This window comes from Pseudomonas sp. A214 (assembly GCF_900156295.1).
Classification (GTDB): Bacteria; Pseudomonadota; Gammaproteobacteria; order Pseudomonadales; family Pseudomonadaceae; genus Aquipseudomonas; species Aquipseudomonas rhizophila.
In genome coordinates, this window is record NZ_LT707062.1 from 3924684 (window position 1) to 3943846 (window position 19163).

General features: G+C 54.1%; 15 protein-coding genes. 8 read left to right on the plus strand and 7 right to left on the minus strand.

Translation table 11 applies throughout. The annotated features are described in order from the left end of the window. Positions 1–1156: 1156 nt before the first annotated feature. Positions 1157–1957 carry a hypothetical protein gene (locus BW979_RS17535; protein ID WP_156893505.1) on the plus strand — a complete coding sequence of 267 codons (801 nt, stop codon included), beginning with the start codon at positions 1157–1159 and terminating at the stop codon, positions 1955–1957. 341 nt (positions 1958–2298) lie between these two features. Then, positions 2299–3267 carry a hypothetical protein gene (locus tag BW979_RS17540; protein ID WP_076384737.1) on the plus strand — a complete coding sequence of 323 codons (969 nt, stop codon included), beginning with the start codon at positions 2299–2301 and terminating at the stop codon, positions 3265–3267. 1237 nt (positions 3268–4504) lie between these two features. On the opposite strand, the gene BW979_RS17545 is transcribed toward BW979_RS17540, so the two are convergent. The 4 genes from BW979_RS17545 to BW979_RS17560 form a co-directional block, all read right to left on the minus strand. Continuing rightward, positions 4505–4783, minus strand: a complete 279-nt coding sequence (locus tag BW979_RS17545; protein WP_076384739.1) for a hypothetical protein — start codon at positions 4781–4783, stop codon at positions 4505–4507. Beyond that, entirely contained in the window at positions 4780–5070 is a 291-nt protein-coding gene (locus BW979_RS17550) for a hypothetical protein (RefSeq protein ID WP_076384741.1), read from the minus strand. The genes BW979_RS17545 and BW979_RS17550 overlap by 4 nt, the downstream gene beginning before the upstream one ends. Positions 5071–5700: 630 nt before the next feature. Continuing rightward, positions 5701–6732 (minus strand): tetratricopeptide repeat protein, encoded by a 1032-nt coding sequence (locus tag BW979_RS17555; RefSeq protein WP_231990579.1) that lies wholly within the window; start codon positions 6730–6732, stop codon positions 5701–5703. 134 nt (positions 6733–6866) lie between these two features. Further along, the gene (locus BW979_RS17560) at positions 6867–7142 is read right to left on the minus strand and encodes a hypothetical protein (protein WP_076384743.1); all 276 of its coding nucleotides are present in this window, start codon (positions 7140–7142) and stop codon (positions 6867–6869) included. A gap of 405 nt (positions 7143–7547) precedes the next feature. On the opposite strand from BW979_RS17560, the gene BW979_RS27840 reads away from it, so the two are divergent. After that, on the plus strand, positions 7548–7868 hold the full coding sequence (locus BW979_RS27840) for a hypothetical protein (protein ID WP_231990580.1): 321 nt from the start codon (positions 7548–7550) through the stop codon (positions 7866–7868). A gap of 324 nt (positions 7869–8192) precedes the next feature. On the opposite strand, the gene BW979_RS27635 is transcribed toward BW979_RS27840, so the two are convergent. The 3 genes from BW979_RS27635 to BW979_RS17585 form a co-directional block, all read right to left on the minus strand. After that, positions 8193–8756, minus strand: coding sequence for an HAD domain-containing protein (locus tag BW979_RS27635; RefSeq protein WP_331717226.1), 564 nt, complete (start codon positions 8754–8756; stop codon positions 8193–8195). 74 nt (positions 8757–8830) lie between these two features. Next, positions 8831–9049, minus strand: coding sequence for an antitoxin Xre/MbcA/ParS toxin-binding domain-containing protein (locus BW979_RS17580; protein WP_076384745.1), 219 nt, complete (start codon positions 9047–9049; stop codon positions 8831–8833). A gap of 449 nt (positions 9050–9498) precedes the next feature. Then, positions 9499–10182 carry a metallophosphoesterase family protein gene (locus BW979_RS17585; RefSeq protein WP_076384747.1) on the minus strand — a complete coding sequence of 228 codons (684 nt, stop codon included), beginning with the start codon at positions 10180–10182 and terminating at the stop codon, positions 9499–9501. Between the two features lie 727 nt (positions 10183–10909). Between BW979_RS17585 and BW979_RS17595 the strand changes: the two genes are divergently transcribed. The 5 genes from BW979_RS17595 to BW979_RS17615 all read left to right on the plus strand — a co-directional run bounded on the left by BW979_RS17595 (position 10910) and on the right by BW979_RS17615 (position 19137). Continuing rightward, on the plus strand, positions 10910–11689 hold the full coding sequence (locus BW979_RS17595) for a Hachiman antiphage defense system protein HamA (RefSeq protein ID WP_076384751.1): 780 nt from the start codon (positions 10910–10912) through the stop codon (positions 11687–11689). Beyond that, complete coding sequence (locus BW979_RS17600) at positions 11673–15191, plus strand: DEAD/DEAH box helicase (protein WP_076384753.1); 3519 nt, start codon at positions 11673–11675, stop codon at positions 15189–15191. Before BW979_RS17595 ends, BW979_RS17600 begins: the two co-directional genes overlap by 17 nt. A 252-nt stretch (positions 15192–15443) precedes the next feature. Then, positions 15444–16634 carry a hypothetical protein gene (locus BW979_RS17605; RefSeq protein WP_076384755.1) on the plus strand — a complete coding sequence of 397 codons (1191 nt, stop codon included), beginning with the start codon at positions 15444–15446 and terminating at the stop codon, positions 16632–16634. Continuing rightward, positions 16631–17092: a three component ABC system middle component gene (locus BW979_RS17610; protein WP_076384757.1), complete on the plus strand. Its 462-nt coding sequence runs from the start codon at positions 16631–16633 to the stop codon at positions 17090–17092. Before BW979_RS17605 ends, BW979_RS17610 begins: the two co-directional genes overlap by 4 nt. Beyond that, entirely contained in the window at positions 17089–19137 is a 2049-nt protein-coding gene (locus BW979_RS17615) for a DUF3732 domain-containing protein (protein WP_076384759.1), read from the plus strand. Before BW979_RS17610 ends, BW979_RS17615 begins: the two co-directional genes overlap by 4 nt. The last annotated feature ends 26 nt before the right edge of the window (positions 19138–19163 follow it).

The following is a 19163-nucleotide window of genomic DNA, read 5'->3' on the forward strand; positions in this document are numbered from 1 at the left end:
GCAACAGCGCGTCGCGATCATTGTGGTTCAGATCCAGTTGAATGTGCATGGTTGAAGTTTCCGAGGTGATTGAGCTGCACCTGGCGACTTAGCTGGCGCTCAAGCACGCTTTAATCGAATATTGCGCGTCATTGACAAGCCGCGAGGGCAGGGTATTGAAGGTTGAACAGGAGCCGCAGGTTTGGCTATGCCCTATTGGGCATTATCGCGCGTGTCTAACGTCGATAGTGAGTGATGCAGTGACAAACTACCGCCGAAAGCCCGGCTTGGATAGCTTGACCCGCGTCTACAAACAGGATGTCGGAGCAGAGACATTTGCTGTGCTTGAGACCGTCCTTCCGAACACCAATGTGCCGCGCACGGATAGCAGTTACATCCATGTCCGGCAGCAGCTACGGTCTCATGTCAGCTATCAGGTACTCAAGCGCCTTGTGGATGATAAGTTCGCGCCAGCTGAGTTTCGGGACGCTCCAATTCGTTTTCCTCGCTGGGGGGCGTGTCGTCGACAGTCGATAGTCCCATTTTGACGCGAGGATGCTTGGGTGACCTTAGCGTTTATCTTTCAATATGGCAGGGCATGCGTACATATGGATATTGGCTTCGTAGATTTAGACATCCTAGTCACAAAAATTCGAAATCCCGCTTCCAAGCGTTACTTTCTCGATGCAATCAAAGCCTACAAAGCCGGGGCTCTACGGGGATCACTCACTTCACTTTGGGTTGCATTAGCCTACGATTTGATCGCCAAATATCGTGAGATCAGCGCTCAAGGGGATGCAGCTGCTGCTCAATTCATCAGGCAGTGGGACGCGGCCACTGCAGCTGACAATATTCCTAAATTGTTGACTCTGGAGGTGAAATTCTTGATCATGCTACGGACACGACGCAGGTTCTTGACCCGATCGCCAAGCGTCATTTGCACCGTTTGCGACTAGATAGGCACTTGTGCGCACACCCTGCATTCTCAGCCGAAGCTGAGCTTTTCGAACCATCACCGGAGCTGGTTAGGCTTCACATTGTCAATGTCATCGATTGTGTGCTGTCGCGTGAGCCGCGCCAAGGAAAAGCGATCTATGACATTTACAGCCTGGATGTCCAGTCAGCTGGGTTTCCGACATCCCCTGATCAGATACATGAATATGTGGATCAACGGTATTTGAAACGCATCAAGACGCAGAATGTGCAAAATTTCGGCACAGTTTTGGGGAAATCCTTATTGAAAGGAACTCCTCCAGAGTGGGAGACGCACCAGCAAAAAATTGCCCATACCCTCATGGCTCTGCGCAATAGGGCTCCTGACGCTTGGCCAGACATCTGCACAGCGATCCTGAGGCTCATTGACAACGCCGAGCCTGCATCACGCCCTCGGGCAATCTCCCTGCTGGCGTTGTTCCCCGCGTTTTGGTCACAACTGGAACCTGCAACCCAAACCGCTCTCGTTGAAACTGCCGCGAATTTTGACCCTGCGAATGCGCCTGATTATCGGACTCTCGCTGGCGTTTCAGTACCTGCCTTGCGAGAGGGGCTGCTGAGCGTGATCCGAGACATGAGTGAAGCTCATCTTGAGCAGGCGATCAGCGCATCGCCGATTCCAGAACTGTGGGATCGGGCTGTCTCGAGCTACGGCGATTCAGGAAGTTTCAGAGGGTCAGAGATCCGTTTCCGCAGTCTGCTTGCACCATTCTCCGGAAGACTCACCAGCCCACAGCTTGACCTTCTCCTGGGGACACTCATGAGCAACAGCCAGTGCTGGAATGCTGCCGCCACTGAGGGCCTTGTGTTGGGGCTTCTTCGTGACGCGGAGCCCCATGATTTGCCAAGTAATCAAGCAAAGGATAGTTTTTTCCAGGAAACTGTCCGCAAAAGTGCATATTCCCAGTTTACGAATGTTTTCAGCTTCTTCATCAGCCGCGGCTGGACTCAGCCGCAACCAGAGGCCGATGAAGAACTTGAGTAGTTGTCGGTAGGCAGACTGAGCGTCCCGCCATCCCGGCCGGATTGTCGAAGCAGTCGCTTGAGCGGCTGATCGGTTTGGAAGAGCGGGGGGGCTGCGAACGCAAATCCTGTGGCCTAATGGGAATTGCGCAACCGGAGAATATTGTTCGGTACTACATGGAGGAGGCAGGCCTACCACCTCCAATACTGACTACAATGGCATCGTGATCCGTCACGCTCTGGGCCGACGTCACTTGCCCGATGACACTTTGTTCGACCAAGGTCTTAGCTAACAGCTCTAGCTCAGGCCTTGGCGCTCGGCGTTGAGCGCGTTAGTCTCGAGTTTTTGCGTTGAGACTGCCGATGCGAACGAAGCGAAGGATCACCCGGGCATTCTGTGTGGAGCTGGGCAAAGAATTAACCATTGGCGGTGCACATCAGGCCTATTTCAACCAAAACCAGCCACGTAGCCGTTTTCTGTTCCAGTGCTCATCACCGGAATGCAGGGCGCTCAAGGTGGTGCCTAAAATTACAGCCGTCAATTACTACATCCACCCGACCGACAAAGCGCGCGTTCAATCTCCGCATTACAAAGACAACGAGCATTATGTCCATCATGCAGAGTGCGAATGGATGCTGCCAGATGAGGACGAAGGTAGCGATGCGCCATTGCCCGGAGAATCGGAATTACAGACCCGCACACGCCTAGCAAAACGCCAACTCACCTCAGTAATCGATATCTTTGTTCCCCCGACACAGCCAGAACAACCCGTGGTACGCCCACCTCTAGCCGTCCCAGGCGACGAGGACGAGGCAGAAGCCATTCGTCGACGGGGCGGTGGCGGCGCAGAAGGCACCCGATCCGATCGGAAGCACCGAAGCGGTGACTTGCGTGAGCTAGTGGATTACTACCACGACACACGCGAAGCCTTGAAAGACCTCTTTCCCGAGGTAACGATCAACGTGACAGGGCGTGGTGAAATACCGTTGCGTTCGTACTTCAAGAAGGTGGCTTGGGCCAGACCTGACACTGCAGGATACGTCTACAACGGCGGTGGCCGGATTGAGCCGCGTGAAGGGGCCGGCTTCGTATTCAACTTCTATGACAAGGTTACGGACAAAGATGCCTCTCTCCAGGTCTCTGATGAGGTCATGACTCAGCACCGATCAAGGCGCTATGTGAATGAAATTCTCGATCAGGCACGGCTGGTAAGGTACTTCACGTTCTATTTCCTCGGCACCTTCACCTATCACGAGGCCAGCGACACCATGGTTGCACAGGTTACTGACCTTCGCTGCCTGGCGATTGACTTGGGGCCGTTGAGGAACTGAGCTTCAGTAGAGATGGCAGCTCCTAACCATTGGCAAGGGCGGCACCCGATGGGTAAATGCTTAAATCAGCGAGAGGCCTTCGCCTAGACGTATTTTCCAATTTACTTTCACCACGCGGCACATCAGGGAGTGATTTGTTGGCAGGCGGCGGACACCAGAAATCAGGGCTATAGAGCGATTTTTTCCAATTTAGTACTGACAGAAAAGGCGTAGCCGGGTTGAGATAATACGTCAGTTGTGCAATCTAACTGATTGGCGTGGAATGTTTTCCGATTAAGTCGTCCACGTTTCCGATTAACCAGTGGGGGTCACATTACCGAAGGCCTGGAGAAGGACAGCACGCAATGAATAAACATTTTCCACACACGTCGTTTAACATAATATACATTACACGTAACAGAGTATGTCGCTACCAGCCGGACTATCCAGCAGATTTTCCACCAGAAGTACGCCGAACCAACCTTGACCCCAAACCTGGAAGTAATCGCGTTTTCTTGAGATCTAGACTCCATAGGGTTCACTTTACTTCCCGCTTCCTACGTTTTTCTCGGAGTCACTTCGGCACGCTTGTCAACCTCTCAATGCCTCTGCGTCACCATCCTAGATTTGAATCATCCTGTGAAAGCGCTTGGAGACGTTGAGAAAGTCATTCAGGAATCGACGCTTGTAAATTTGCTTCCATGTTCCATGAAACCACGCTTCTCTAAACATGCCGAAGAAATCGGACAAGTGGTTCTAAAAGTTTGCAGGAAGCGAACATGGATGCTTGGCATCAAGGAAGTAATCTGAGATGCATGGCATCAAATCTGAGGCGCGGCACCTTTAGTGTTTAATGCGTAAAACTCCAATATATCCCTTAACTACCGCATATCGAGTTCAGGTGGATGATCAGGTCATCGAGGATACATTTTTTGCCATCCCACCAAGCGGATCGACGCCATTGGGTAGGCTGGACACCCCTCGTACCTTTCGATTTAGCTTGCCGATATCGCCGCCGCTGCGGTCTAGCCGTCCCGCGTCCTAGATTCTGAGCAGAGCCCACGCCAACATCGATTACAGCAGCCATTTGGAGATTTCTACCGCTATTAAATGGCTCCTTGCAGAATTCATCGTCCAGGTTTCCGTTATCCTTCGCCGCTGCATCGTACTAACATCGGGTTCAAAGCATGGTCTCCATATAACTCGACTAAATATTCATTTAGTTGAGTTGGGCGATAATGCTTCATTGAAATAGATCTCAAGATTTCATCTGAGGCTCAGACCCCACCGGCTCTGATCTTTCTATCACGCCCTCTTTGCCCTCCGCGTTCAGCAGCGCAATGATTTCGCTCGGACTAAACCCGTACTGAAGCGCTAAGTGATCGAGCTCCCCAAGAAACCTTAAGCAATCCGCCACTCCCGGATCCTCCATCAGCTCGCAGGACAAACGATAACGCAGCCCGATGTCCTGATTCAGCTCGATCAGCCGGCCTAGCTTCTGATGGATCGTTTTGCCTTGGCTCTCACCCATCTTCATGCACCCCTCTCTACCCGCGCCTCACCCTCGATCAGGCTGAAGATGTGCCTCAAACGCGATACGGTTAGGTTCGGTGCAAGCTCTAGATCTCCCCTCAACATCAGCAGCTCCACCACATCCTGAGAGGTAAATCCGAATTTTTGCATCAGCCCCTGAAGCTTTCCGTAGAATTCCACGTCCTGCGCATAGCCTGGATCCTGCTGGAGCGTATCAATCCGTTGCTTGAGCGTTTCGATCTGCTTTTCTGCGAGGCGGATGCCGACTAAACCGTGTGGTGAGGGGCTCATAAGGACTCCGATGCTTGACCTTCGTGATCCGATAGGGAGAGTGTACTGCGCCACCCTCCCCCCCTAATACCGCCCGTCCGATTCAAAATCCAGATTGTTGCAACCTTGGTAACTCAGACCTGGCGTTAAAACGGGGCCTCAATAGATTTTTACAGATCTCGGTACAATGCCGAAAATCCGTAGGCGCCCTGCAATATTTGTGGCTCCAACCAAGGACTGCTTTAAGCATATATTGAAAGAGAAAAACTGCTCAGAAATTGGCCCCAGGTGCCGGGGGGGCCGAAAATTCAGCTCCCTCAGCGATGACACCCCACCAGGCCTGAGCCGCATGTCTTGATCGCTCGCAGACCCGTGCGGTTGCGAGAGATCGACTATGCCAATAATTGACCTTTGACGTTCCTGGTTGCTATGCCGAGCCGTCGTTGCACCGGCCAAGCGCGACAGTTTGGGTGTCTAGCCGCCCGTCCTGCACAGATTCAAATGCCCAGTCAGCCATACCTTCACAGCCCAGAGCCATCAGGACGTTAAGGCATCGGCGCTTCAAACCTGATTTCGCAGGGGACAACTGCGCTACGCCAAGCGGTCATCAATCCGAGTGGGAGAATGGGCGTTAATGGGTAGCGGCCCCTGCTACTCAGCCTTGATCCGTTTATTCACCGAAGCCAACCTGCGCTTAACGCCAATTTTTGGATTCAAAGCCAGCGCCTCCTCATAGACCTGGACTGCTTCCGGGTACTGGCCCAGCTGCTCGTGCGCAAGCCCCTGGACTTTGAGCGCTGTTGGCCTCCAGGCAGGGTTTTCATCTGCGCCGAGTGTACGAGCACGCTTTACAGCGGTCAGGACTTCCAGGGTGCGCTCGTCTGTCAGGTCGCCCTCCCCTAAAATCTTTTCTGCGGCGAGGATGATGCGGTCGTAACGGGATGAGTTGAGGTGGGCATCGCCGAGCTGATCAGCATCGATGAATTGGCCGTGGACGTTGTACCGGAAGCTCCCCATGTCCTTGAACAACGCCATGAGTTCTCCTGTGCTCTCGTCCACTTCGTAGCTATCAGGCCATCCGGCCTTCGGAGTGACGCTGTACATTTCGACCCGATTGACCAGGTCAAACAGGAACACCTTGTTGCCATGATCGGTTGGGCTGTTGGCGGTTGCGCAGAATGCGTATTTCCCGTGCCTGGAAATACCACTGGTGAGAATATTTGCCGTCAGCTCTTTAGCTAAGATCACAGAACCGCTGGGATCAAAAACGCTGAACGTCCCAGACAGGGTGCTACCAAAATGCCAATCTTCCAGGCAAAACACGCCGGAATCACACACATGGCCATTGTTTGGCCTAGGCATACTCCCATGGCAAACAACGATACCGCTGCTCACATCTGCAAGCACGTAAGCCCCTAAGCCGGATTCTCTGTGACCTCCCCGACCCGCGGATGGATCTGCGTCTCGCCAGGCGATCGCCCATTTCTTGGACTTTGACAGCTGATAGATGCCCGAGAAATCAAGCGATTCGACAGTGAGAAAAAGCTTATCTCGTCGGATCTGAGGAGCGGCCCGAAGCTCTGGCTGAGCGTTGAGGGATTGAGCCTGAGCGGACTGATGCTTTGCTGCGGTTTCGGATTTGGCAGCTTTGGGTCTGTTGAACAGCCAGCTGAAAATGCTCATCTCCTACTCCTTTAGACATTTGAGCGCACTGGGATGGAAGTGCATTCCAAGCAATACATCTGCGACTGTAGAAGCTGATGAGGATGAGGTTGATGCGCACTGTCGATGGGGAGGTAGGCCTCCCCATCAAACGCTTAAGGTACGTCGGGCCTTTCTACTTCAGCGTAGTGATGGATGTTGTCGAACCCCATTGCTCCATGCTTCCCAGCATTGAAGCCCTGAAACGAATGGCGTGATCCATCTTTGGAGTGGTCGGCCAGCACCACTTCGTTGATGACCCTTCCCGTAGATCGCGTTGCAATCTCACCGTCCTCATCCACGTATTCTTCTGACTCAAAGGTAGAGACGTGGAACCAGTACAAGCCTTCCGGTGCAGTTTCCTGATCGCATGGCTTCCAAACGAGTGACATGGTTTTCCTTAGCATCTTGCGGCAAAAGGCCAGTATAGAGGTGTGGGCGCCCCGGGCAAAGGTTGGATTTGACTGATGAACCGAGGACTGCTCGCCTAGCAGTTAGTGTTCGTTCAACTCACCCTACCCTGATCGGATCCGCGACCTAAGCCTAGCCACGCCCGTTGCTCCATTCGTATCCTGGAAAGACCCATAACGATAAGAACAAGAAGGTGCGCCCATGCCCAAAGCAATATCCACCATTCGCACAGTCAAATCCCCAATGGCAGCCGCGAGGTCTGTACCCATGCCATCGAGAAGAACGAGAGCCGGCAGCTCAGTAATTTTCAAGCGCTCGGTTACCTACTGCGCTGGGTTGATGCGCTATCCGAAGATCCAGCAGATCTAGCAGGGCCAATCGGGGCCATGCTGGGTTTCGATGCGGCGGTCGCAGCCCTGGGGTTTGAACCCTTCGACCCGGTGCACATATTGTCTGCGCCGACATGGAAAGACCGCATGCGTGCAGCTTGGTGCGTGATCGGTACGGCCGAGAGAACCAGAGCCCTGCAGCTTGATTACGACAAGCTACATAATTACTGGCCCAATACAGATTTCTGTAGTTCGGACTGGGATGTCGAGGTCGAGCAATGGTTAGCTCAACCGGCTGCGCACGATGTTAGCTATGAATTTAATGTTTGCTCGGTGGTGGGGAGCCCTCCTCGGCCTCAACTGGAGTTCAGGATCTGATAGCTGCCCCCATGGCGCTGGGGCTGAGCCAGGAGCTTTTTTTACAAGGTGAAGCATGCGATGGGGAGGATCTTAGATCCCTTCCCCGATTCAGATTCATCGTAGACCGAAGCCCGCGCCAGCTCCCCCAGCAGCTCCTCATGCCCATGCAGGTTAGGCACGCTCCGTAGCCTGCTGAGCACCTGCTCTGACCTGCCCGACGCCTTCTTCGCGCTGATAGAACGCACCCAGATGCTCATCGTAGTCCGCGAGAACCCCTCCTCGCCGTCGGCCGAGTAGGTTTCGTTCGGATGATCTCCTCCTGCGCACTGGTGGTCATCAGTACTAGCCAGCAGCGGTGTCTACCAGCGCCTGTAACTTGGCACGCAATTCCACCTGAGTAGCCTCGCTGCCTAGCCCCATCGTGGGTTCGCAACGTATTAGGCGGTGGTCGCGAGCTGGCCAACTGTGATCAGGATCATCATCAATTGCCAGCCAACGGGTGATGCCAGCGCGTGTAACAGCGGCACGTATTTGCTCATGCCTCGACCAACTGTCGTATCCCTCTATTGGGGATCGAGTCATTCGAGAGTGCCAGGTAGCCGACACTACGCGTGCTTGCAGCTCGGCCGGCAGTGCTGCCTTCGCTCGGCTGTAGCCCAGAAGCCTGGCCCAACTCGTGGACAGCACTATCCGAACCTCCGGAAAGTCCTGCAGCAAACTTGTGAGGATGTGGGCGTGCATCATCATTTCACCTGGTGCGCGCAGCTCCAGCCCGTGCTTTGTGTGGTACACAGCGTCAGGGTGCAGCACGCCGTCGTAATCCAAGAAGAGCACCAAGTCATTACTTTTCAGCTTGCGAGGCCTGGGATCCATCATCGTCTCAGAGACCTTAGCTGGCTCCGGCATTACTTCCGGACGCACTACTTGGGCGGCTCCGCTCAATGTCCAAACTTCCACCTAAAGGGCATCGTCTAGGCAACTCACGCAACAAACCCATGCTCCAGGCGCCTGATAAACTCGATGACCGTGTCCGTTTCCAGCCTCGTTGTGATCATGGCGGCAGGAGCTTTGCCACCAAACGCTGTAACGGGGCGCGCCATCCATTGCAGAGCTGCATCAAGGTCGCAGCCGAATAGGTTCTTTGCTGCTTCGAGTATTTCCAGGTAACGGTCGTGTTGATCAGGGGGCAAGGTGCTCATCTGAAGGCTCGCTCCGCTTTGGCGATGTACAGGTCGGGTATGTTGCTGTGTCAAGATCAAACGAGATCAATGGCCTGGGTACGATCTCTTAACTGCGGGCATCGTCGCTGAGAGATTCCCGGGTTCAACGTCCTCGCTGGGCTTGGTCAACGAGCCTAACGCCAATCAGCGCCAGACCTATGCTACGTGCTAGGCCAGTCATGCGTCCCCACAGTCGGAGCCGGAGACTGTGCTTCCCTACTCTGTTCGATTCCAGGCGTTCGATCTTGGTGATCAGCCTTGCGATCCCAGTTCGAGCTCTCTGCCGGCGTCCTTTCCTTCGCATCCGCTGCTCTCCGAATTGATCAAGCTTGGGCCATTCCGTTAGGTGAGTCAGGATGGTCAACGTACACCACTCGTTGGTGCAACATGAAATCTGGTTACATAGCGCCAGCGCCGTTATCAACTTATCAGGTAATGATCGAGCCATCGATGGCCATGATGGATCTGAACGCCACGCCATGAGCCTCGAACCCCAGCTTTGTCCATTCTGACCTGTAATCTAGGCAATCATGATGATGTCCATGCACGACCATTTTTGCGCCAATTCCCTGGGCGAGCTCATCGATCTCTGAAAAGCCGTGCGGGTGGCAGCTCGGAGCCTCGTGACAAACCAAAATGTCTGCCTTCTCCATCGCAAGAGAGAAGTAGTCGTCCGGGTAGATTGCAGAAAGCGCGTGCTGCTTCTTCGTCGCTACGATGTCTTCGTGCTGAGGTCTGAGCGCGAGGCGTTCGAGAAAGTCCCCGTAATTTTGGATGCCGGTATCAGGGCTGCCTGGTAGCCAGGCTTGCGACTCAAACGTGCCACCTAGCCCCGCTATACGACAGCCAGCAATCTCCACTACCCTGCCATGCAGGCTGCGATCAGCGAGGCCGCAGCCATGGAGGTTATGCCAGTAGTCCGGACGATCGCTGTCATGGTTGCCGTGAATGAACCAGATCTCAGTGATGTCGAGGATCGGGCGCAGGATCATATCCAGGGGCAAGCTGCATTCGAGGTCACCTAGGAACACCACTGCTTCGGGACGGTGAAGCTTCACCAGCCTGATCACATGATCAAAGCGCCCATGAACATCACCCAAAAACCAAATCACTCGTTTCCCTCATGCAATCGTAGCCAATGATGATGCCGCACTGGCACTACGCTTCGTGGTGCAGCACTGCCTGCTAGGGCAGCCGCCGCTTTACCTTCGCACGTCGGTCAGTGGATGGATAACCGACGCGGCATCCTGTCGTTCCGAAGGACTATTACTGCCCTGCTCCGGGCCTGCAGCGCTCTGAGCTGCACGACTCAGCGCCAACTGCTCTTGCATCCATTGCCCTGCCAATTTGAATTCTTGCATCATGTCAATGAACTCTTTGTCAGTCAGAGCCCTGGGAATATCTGGCCTCAACGTGCGCTTCCAAGCAACGAACCGGTTGGGATCAGAATACTTGATTTTCAGACCGGCATCGCTTCCGCTTTGAGATCGCCGCATCGTAGATGAGCTTGTGTCGGTGGAGGTGTTGAAAACCAAAAGCCTGCCCTTGAGCTGAGCCCACCAGCAATCGGCGATTTGCCTGAGGTACGTCAGGGTGGTCGATCATCGCTGCTAGAGAGCGTGCGGCGTTTTCTTTGACGAAGTACTCACGACAAATACTGCGGTAGGCATAGGGAGCTATCTGTTCGTGATCGAATGCCAGGCCGTCTAAAGGGAATTTGAATAGCGTGGACTTGCCCCGCGCGGATAGACTCATACTCACGGCGGCCCCTACGCGCCTTTGCTGGGCAGCGTAGACAGCTTCATCAAATCGCGAAAAAGTCTTCAGGGAAGAAAATAGATGGTGCAGTTCAACGATTGGTGCGATTGCGCTGATGAGCCTGTTGGAAACCACTTTCGCAGAGTGCTGACGGGTCAGATAGCCAACCGTCAGACAGGGGTTGAAGCAACCGCCTCTGTCATCCCAGGGCATTACGCCTCAGAAGAACGCATAGCACGTGCACTTGCGCGTCTTGGTAAGCCGGCTGCAGCAGAGTTAATTGAAGGGAAGCTTCCGACGTCCAAGCAGATTCGATCAGGTGACCTCGGTGAAATCTATGCAACGGAGTGGATTGATACGCAGAGCGGCGGCTTTCGGGCGTTGATCAAGAGACTTCGCTGGAAAGACCACCGGAACATGGCGATGCGAGGTGATGACGTCATTGGCATGCTGGAGGATCCTGCTACACACCGGCTGGTCTTTATCAAGGCAGAAGCAAAGAGCCGCGCCAAGCTCACCAACCAAGTGCTGACCGAGGCTCGCGAAGGTCTTGATAAGGACGGTGGTTTGCCTTCTGCTCACGCGCTCGCGTTCATCGCCGAGCGTTTGCTGGAGTTAGGCAATGAACCGTTGGCGGATGCTATCGATGATGCTCAGCTTATCGACGGTATACAGCCTAAGGACGTTCGGCATCTGCTCTTTACTTTTTCAGGCAATGCGCCTGAGGCGCTTCTGACCGCTGCTTTAGAACGCTATCCGGGGGCTATCAAGCAATGGGCTGTAGGCTTGCATGTGGATGAGCACCCCCTGTTCGTTGCGGCTGTCTATGACCGGGTGATCGTCAATGCCAACAACATCTGAAGCAATTGTCGCGACCATTGCCGAAGCGGCAACCCCAGGTTTCCGCGGCTGCCTCATCGCACGAGGCCAAGCAAGAGCAATTATCTGGCGAGACGGTGTGCTCCCCCCTGATGCCCCTGAATTCGCGCCCCAGCTTAGCTATGACCTGCACTCTTACGGCTACTCCCTACTCGGCCTGGGGTTAAGGTTGCGAGATCTTCAGGGCGACTCAGCGCAAGCTCGCACGGCTTTCGAACATGCGGCGACAGCTCTTGAGGCAGTGATCTCCAAGGGCAATCCCGAGGAAATAGATCGAGACTTTCACTTCGTCATGACAGCTGCGAGCTACCACCTGGCGCACCTCTCCGCTAGGGCCTACTCGTTGCTCCAGGTTGTAGTAGCTGAGAATAACTTCAGCTTAATAGAGCGTGCACTCGCTTTGCTTATGCGACGCAACCTCCAGGAGCTTCGCGCAATGGTCTTCGACTATCGTGCATCTGGGCAAGGTAGCGACGCTGCCATCGCTGCGGAGGTTCAGGGAAACCTCGACAGGTTGGAGGCTGCAGGAGAACCCTCGGAGGACAGCGACGACTTCCTTTTCGAAAGTCTCAGCACTGCATTGACCGATACGTTCATGGCGGGAATGGCGCTTTTCATATCCGCGCTTGAACGGGGTGAAGAAGTACTGCTTACGCAAGCGAAGGATCGGCTTGGAACTGGCCTCGCCATTTCCAGTGAAATGAACCTGCTTCCCCAGTGGTGGGCGTACCGAATTGCGATTCATTTGATCACAGACCTGTGGTCTAACACTTTCCACGTTAATGTACCGCCTCAACCCACCGGAGGAGAGGCAGCCGAGTGGCCACAGCTCCGAGAGCTGTTCATTGCCCTACTGCACCAGCGACCTCGTGCTGAGCTTGATCTTTGGCCCTCACAAATCGATGCTGCCCACCGAGCATCTGATCAAACTGACGATCTCGTGGTTTCGCTCCCTACCAGCGCGGGGAAAACCCGAATCGCAGAGCTTTGCATCCTTCGGTGCCTGGCTGCTGGCAAGCGTGTCGCGTTTATCACACCATTGCGGGCGCTTTCCGCTCAGACTGAGGTTACTCTGCAGAGAAGCTTTGGGCCTCTTGGTAAAACGATCTCTGCGCTTTACGGAAGCATTGGTGTCAGCGGCATTGATGAGGACTCAATCAGAGGCCGAAACATCATCGTCGCAACACCAGAAAAAATAGACTTTGCCCTGCGCAATGACCCAGACCTCCTGAACGACGTCGGTCTGCTGGTTTTCGATGAAGGCCATATGATAGGTCTCAACGAACGTGAAGTACGCTACGAAGTGCAAATCCAACGCTTGCTGCGTCGTGCAGACGCTGATCAACGCCGAATTGTGTGTCTATCGGCAATCCTTCCAGATGGCGATCAGTTGGAAGACTTCTCTAACTGGCTGCGCAAAGATCACCCAGGCGATCTGATCAAAAACGATTGGCGCCCTACCCGGCTTCGGTTCGGTGAAGTCACTTGGAATGCCTCCAACTCCACCGCCCGTCTCAGTCTGCGCGTTGGTGATGAGCGCCCTTGGGTGCAACGTTATCTAGAGGGGAGCGTTCCCCCAGCCTGGGTGCGGCCAAAACGCCGCCGGACGAAGATTTTTCCTAATGATCAACGCGAACTCTGCCTCGCTACAGCCTGGCGCCTTATTGATGAAGGGCAAACCGTACTCATCTTCTGCCCACAACGAAGCAGCGTCGAACCTTATGCGGATGTGATTATTGATCTCTACGAGCGCGAAGCGCTCCGATCTCTCCTTGAGGTTGATCCCGCCACGCTGAGGACTGCCATCGCACTTGGCGAAGAATGGCTCGGAGCAGAGAGCTCGATCCTGAAATGCCTGCGCCTGGGTGTTGCGCTGCATCACGGGGCGTTGCCTACGGCGTATCGCAAGGAGGTTGAGCGCTTGCTTCGCGAAGGTGTTCTCAGGGTCACAATATCCTCACCTACCCTGGCGCAAGGCTTAAATTTGTCTGCCACCGCAGTGGTGATGCATTCCTTGCACCGATCGGGCGAGCCAATTGATATTTCTGAATTCAAGAATGTTATTGGTCGGGCAGGACGAGCTTACGTCGATGTCGAAGGTATGGTGCTTTTCCCCATCTTCGACAAGGCAGGACAGCGACGGAAAAATTGGGAAGCATTGATCAGTGACCTAGGCGCCCGCAACATGGAAAGCGGACTAGTCCAGCTTGTTGGCACGCTGCTAGTGCGCATGTCGAAAAAAATTGGGGGCGATATTGACGCGTTAGTCGAGTACGTCGCCAACAATGCGATGGCGTGGAGCTTCCCTGAGCTTGACTCAGAGAAGCCTGAGGAAAGCCAGGCTGCTCGGGCCGCCTGGGAACGACATGTGGCCACTCTCGACACGGCTGTCCTGAGCTTGATCGGCGGAAGTGACGTTGAGGACAGCAACATTGAGTCTGCACTTGACGATATCCTTCAATCCTCGCTATGGCATCGCCGATTACTTCGTTGTGATGAAAACACTCAGAATGCGTTGAAAGCAGGTCTGAGGTCACGTGCCACACTGATTTGGAGCCAAACTAGCTCCGTCCAGCGTCGAGGCTACTTTCTGGCAGGTATCGGGCTGGCCACAGGCAAGACTCTTGACGCGTTGGCAGAGGAGCTCAATCTATTGCTGGTGACGGCGAACGCGGGAATAATCCAGGATGATGAAAGCGTTGCAATCGATGCTCTCACTGCTATTGCTCAACACGTGTTTTCCTTTTATCCCTTCATGCCCGACGCACTACCTGCAAACTGGCAGGACATTCTAAAGCGATGGCTGCAAGGTCAAGCAATAACCAGCCATTCTGCTGATGAAGCCTCAGAAACCCTGAGATTTATAGAGAACGGCCTTGTCTATCGCCTGCCTTGGGCAATGGAAGCGATCCGAGTTCGGGCAGAAGCTAACGATGATACGGTCGTTGAACTACCCCTCGATAATTTTGAGCTTGGCTTGGCCGTCGCAGCAGTTGAAACTGGAACGCTGAACCGGGCAGCGGCACTATTGATTCAAGCGGGCTTCAGCTCAAGGATGGCTGCCATCAAGGCCGTCACTGATACCGGAGCCACATTCGATACAAGTGATGGGCTCCGGAGCTGGCTTCTTTCAGAAGAAGTGACACAGCTAAACGCTTCGCCCAATTGGCCGACCGCCGAAACGAGGAACATCTGGCTCGACTTCATGGGCAGTTTCGAGCCGCGTGAGAGTCACACGTGGGCCAAACGTTCTTATTGGGGAAAGGTCGACTGGCTGGACGCCTCACCACCTCCAAGTACCCCGCTTCAGCTGTACGAACATGCAGGAAAAGCGCAAGTGTTAGCGGTTGACGGCGCACTCCTAGGAACTCTGCAGAATTCGATGAATCCCGCCCGGAAGGGATTGCTGCGCGTCAACGTTGGCCAAGACACGAGCATGATCGACATCATTTATCTGGGCCCACAGGACTTGACTGACGTATAGGTAGTTTGGGATTTGCCCCATAGCTCGCTGCGCATGACCTGCCGCTCCTGTCCAAGGATGCCGAGTGCACAGTGCTAACTTGGCGTACTCCAATGGGCGAACTGGCAGCTCAATCAGGATCCAAAATGGCCATCTGCCACTGGTCACGGTAATATGCATGAGCCGCCGCGCAGTAGCCTCGGATTCACCATCCCCCGAATGTCCTCATGGCAATAATAATGAGGTGTGCTTCGGGCACCCGCCAGGTTAGCCATGCAGTCAACAATCGATTTTGAAGCTCGAAAGCTCTTCGAAGCCATCAAGTACCAGATCCACGTCGCCATCGAGTACTGTCACAAGCTCGAAGATGATCAATCCCTCTGGATCGAGGTATTTGGCGATGTTGCCGTCGATCGGGAGGGCGCTGTAGAGGTCAAGATGTGGGAAGACGACCTCTCCGACGGGCATACCAATTTCTGGAATACTCTGCATAACTGGCTCAAGCCGGCGTTCGATCATGAGCGGTTTGAGGAGCTAGTCCTACTTACGACGCAAAGCTTCGGCAGTCGATCAACGCTTAGTCGATGGAACGAGAGCGACCCTTCCCAACGCCTAGGTCTGCTCACCTCCATCAATGCGGCGATAGGCAAGCGCAAGCCACGTAAGCAGGAGTCGGAGCTGCCCTCTGATGGTACTAGTCCCAAGCAAGGTAAGCTCACTTCGCAACGCAAAGCTGTCTTAAGCACGGAGATGCGGGAGTCACTCCTCGCCGTTATCCCCAAGATTCGGATTCTGCCAGAGCAGCAAAACCTGGCCGCCCTTATCGCCACGTACAAAAAAGAGAAACTGGGTGGCATCAACCCGAACCGGAAAGATGATTACGTCAATGACCTGTTCGGCTTCATGATGGACGCCACCCGTATCGCCCAGGGCTGGGAAATCAAGGGTCGCGAGTTCAACGCCAAGCTCCAGGAGCTTACCAAACGACACATGGTGGGCCCGGTGACCTTCCCCACTATCAACACTGAGCTAATTAGCCGTCAGGCAGCTGAGCCTCACATGCGAAGCCGGCGGTTTGCCCGCAAGCTGATCGAGATCGGAGCGGAGAAACATTTATCACGCGCCACCCTGAACTTGCTTGAGGCGCACGAGCACGTCTCAGGGATGATCCGGGACTGCTCAGTTAGCCCAGAAGATATTTCACGTTACCAAGATAATCATCACGAGGCCGCTTTTTGGGCGAGAGATTCGGCCATGGAAAAACTGGACACACATTCAGACAGGTCGACCAAGCTGGCGGCTTCTCGCCTTTTCTTCTCGGAGAGCTGCGCCGCCCCAGTTACTCCCTTGTGTAGTTTCCAAGACACTCCTCAAACGTTCCGAAACGGCATCTATCACTTGCTGGCGGATGAAGAGCCTGGCACCCGAAATGAAGAATTTCATTGGAGGCTATGGGACGAATGAATGCTCGCCCATTCGATCATCTTTACACGCTGCAGCGATCGCCCCTCGCGCTGGCGCCCGTCATCTACCAGTTTTACAACCACAGAGAGACCACGGAACAGGATGTGCTGCTGAGCTACCTCATTCTCCCGCTGGTGCTGTATCCACCTACTCAAGATTTTCTCCACAAGGCCAAGAGCACCAGCTCGCTGCGAACCATGTGCGAAAAGCGCGAGAGGTTGGCCGGGCTGGTCGAGAGAGTCCAGCAAATGAAGTCACTGACTAACGACTGTCTACTGATCCTGTCCGCCGAGGGATGCATCAGCTTCGACCAGCGGTTGGGAGTGACCTTACATGATGAGAACAGAGCAGAGAATGCCAATCCAAGGATCATGAAGGCGGCTGAACGCCTGGCTACCATCTTTGGGACAGAGCATATCGTTACGATTTACAGGATGTTAGGGCTCAAATCACTATGAATTGTTTTCTGCGTTGCATCGGCGTGGTGGATACTGACAACCAGCTGCATCACGTCCCGTTTGAGCGTGGGCTGAACATCATCACTGGCGCATCCTCCACGGGTAAAAGCGCGATCTTGGAAATTTTCGATTTTTGCCTTGGTGCGAGTGAAAACACCATACCCGTGGGACGCATCACCGAACGGGCGAAGATCTACCTCATCGCGTTTGAGTTCCCGAGCCATCTACTGGTGGCGGCCCGAACCAGTTCGGATGGTGGCTGCTACCTCACGGAATGGCCAGGTACTCATCAAGCTTTGCTCGAAGCGTTACAGGAAACCCCAGAACGGTTCACCGAGGAGCGCCATCAGTATCCTGAGGCACGCTTCAAGAAAGAGCTCGGCCGATATTTCAACATTACCCTCAAGAACGTGGATGAGGAGGCCTGGAGGCTGAATGTTCCCGGGGCGAAATCGCCCACGCCTTCAATTCGCACATTTGCAAGCTTCATGCTCCAACACCAAAATTTGGTGGCCAACAAGCATGCCGTCTTTTATCGGTTCGATGAGAAGGAAAAGCGTGAGCAAGCCATCGCGCATTTCAAAATCCTGATGGGGCTCGTGCATGAAGACTATTTTGACAAAGTCAAAGAGCTGAATATCGCCGAGGATGCGCTCAAGAAGATCGAGAATCAGATTCCTCGTGAGGCGAAGAAAAAGACAGAGGTTGTCGAACACTACCAGCACCTCCTTGATACCTACGAAGCCCTGGCCGGTCATCCGCTCACCAACGCCACAGCAGATGAGCTCTACGCCAAACCCCAGAAGTATCTAGAAGAAATTTCCCAGCGCGCGGTGCGAATCAATTTCCAGTCGGATTCGATCGAGGCAAAACGTCAGGCGCACGAGGATGCCGCTGCCGTGATCTTGCCGAAGAAAAGGGCAGCTACTCGACAACTTGCTCAGGTGCGTGAATCGATAATATCTGCGAAGAGTTTGACCAAGGCTATGCGGGCAGACGGGACGCCGAAATCGATTCAGATCTCACATACCCACTGCCCGATGTGTGACTCTCACACCGATCTACCCGCTGTAGCGGCAGGTAAGCTCTTTGACGCTATTACCTGGCTTAATGGCGAGCTAAACCTCTCAAGCTATGCCGTAGAGAGCTACGCCGACGAAGAGCGCGCCCTCATCAAAGAGATCGGTAAATTCAACGACGCGCTCGCTAAAATCCAGGCCGCCATCGACCCCCTCGACGCCGAACTTGAAAAGCTCACGACAACCAAGAACCCCAATGAACAGGCGATCTCGGTCAAGGTGGAGCTGGAGATCGGACTGAGGAGTCAAAAGCTGAAATCGGGCATTTCGCTCAGCGAACAAGAGCTCAAGCTCAGGGCAGAGGTGAAAGAGCTCAAGCGGTTGATCAAGGCCTACGACGTAGAGACCAAGGTAGCCGCCCTTTCTGAGAAAATTGATGCAGCGCTTGCTCGATACGGTGACAGGTTCAATTTCGAAGAAACCTACACACCCTGCAAGCTTAAATTTGACCTCACCACATTTGAGCTTTGGTACCAGCAAAGCGATGAGAAGCGGGTTTACCTGCGCTCCATGGGCAGTGGCGCGAATTGGCTTTACTCTCATCTGGCGCTCTTCATGGCGTTGCACTATCAATTTGCGCGACACGACGACCAAGACTGCAGGATCCCGCCAATTCTTTTCCTCGACCAACCTACCCAGGTGTACTTCCCGGCGCTGGACAAGCACAAAGCATTCGAGGCTACGAAAGCCTCCGAGGCAGCAAACAGATCCGACAAAAAGGATGCAGATCTGGTGGCAGTGAACAACATGTTCAGTCAGCTGGCGGCGTTCTGTGTGGAAACAGAGAAAGAAACAGGCTTGATGCCCCAGATCATCGTCTCAGACCACGCAGATAATTTGGATCTCGAAGATCCCTACGACTTCAACTCATTTGTTCGTCGTCGTTGGCGAGATCGTGGATTCATCGCTGATCAGGCTTCCCCGCCAGTGGGAGACTCCGAAGGCGAGGTAAGCCAGGATACTTAATGAGGTCGACCTTAGCCTCTGGCATC

Excerpts from the sequence above, each read along its gene's own strand:
- BW979_RS17580 (WP_076384745.1), bottom strand. The coding sequence starts at position 9,049 with ATGAGCACCTTGCCCCCTGATCAACACGACCGTTACCTGGAAATACTC.
- BW979_RS17545 (WP_076384739.1), bottom strand. The coding sequence starts at position 4,783 with ATGAAGATGGGTGAGAGCCAAGGCAAAACGATCCATCAGAAGCTAGGC.
- BW979_RS17610 (WP_076384757.1), top strand. The coding sequence starts at position 16,631 with ATGAATGCTCGCCCATTCGATCATCTTTACACGCTGCAGCGATCGCCC.
- BW979_RS17605 (WP_076384755.1), top strand. The coding sequence starts at position 15,444 with ATGCAGTCAACAATCGATTTTGAAGCTCGAAAGCTCTTCGAAGCCATC.
- BW979_RS17615 (WP_076384759.1), top strand. The coding sequence starts at position 17,089 with ATGAATTGTTTTCTGCGTTGCATCGGCGTGGTGGATACTGACAACCAG.
- BW979_RS17595 (WP_076384751.1), top strand. The coding sequence starts at position 10,910 with ATGGTGCAGTTCAACGATTGGTGCGATTGCGCTGATGAGCCTGTTGGA.
- BW979_RS17560 (WP_076384743.1), bottom strand. The coding sequence starts at position 7,142 with ATGTCACTCGTTTGGAAGCCATGCGATCAGGAAACTGCACCGGAAGGC.
- BW979_RS17555 (WP_231990579.1), bottom strand. The coding sequence starts at position 6,732 with ATGAGCATTTTCAGCTGGCTGTTCAACAGACCCAAAGCTGCCAAATCC.
- BW979_RS17540 (WP_076384737.1), top strand. The coding sequence starts at position 2,299 with ATGCGAACGAAGCGAAGGATCACCCGGGCATTCTGTGTGGAGCTGGGC.
- BW979_RS17600 (WP_076384753.1), top strand. The coding sequence starts at position 11,673 with ATGCCAACAACATCTGAAGCAATTGTCGCGACCATTGCCGAAGCGGCA.
- BW979_RS27840 (WP_231990580.1), top strand. The coding sequence starts at position 7,548 with ATGCTGGGTTTCGATGCGGCGGTCGCAGCCCTGGGGTTTGAACCCTTC.
- BW979_RS27635 (WP_331717226.1), bottom strand. The coding sequence starts at position 8,756 with ATGCCGGAGCCAGCTAAGGTCTCTGAGACGATGATGGATCCCAGGCCT.
- BW979_RS17550 (WP_076384741.1), bottom strand. The coding sequence starts at position 5,070 with ATGAGCCCCTCACCACACGGTTTAGTCGGCATCCGCCTCGCAGAAAAG.